1 protein-coding gene is annotated in these 280 nt (G+C 55.7%); it reads left to right on the top strand.

Annotation, left to right across the window (positions count from 1 at the left end; genetic code table 11):
• Positions 1-280: isocitrate dehydrogenase kinase/phosphatase-domain containing protein (locus tag P8629_RS11670; RefSeq protein ID WP_278166296.1), on the top strand; the 280-nt coding region annotated here is incomplete at both ends.

The following is a 280-nucleotide window of genomic DNA, read 5'->3' on the forward strand; positions in this document are numbered from 1 at the left end:
CAGTGCAGCGTCGATGAGCGAGTGATGGTGCTGAAGGATTACGGCAACGCCATCAAACAGATGGCAGCAGCGAATATTTTTCCTGGCGATATGCTGCTGAAGAATTTTGGCGTCACGCGCCACGGGCGGGTGATTTTCTACGACTACGACGAGGTGAGCTATCTCACCGAGTGCCGCTTCCGCCATATTCCCAAATCCCAGGGGGTCGACAGCTACATGGATGGTGGGGCCAGCCTTTCCATTGGCCCCAACGATATCTTCCCCGAAGAGTTTGGCCCGT

It is taken from the genome of Hydrogenovibrio sp. 3SP14C1 (assembly GCF_029625905.1).
Lineage (GTDB): Bacteria > Pseudomonadota > Gammaproteobacteria > Thiomicrospirales > Thiomicrospiraceae > Hydrogenovibrio.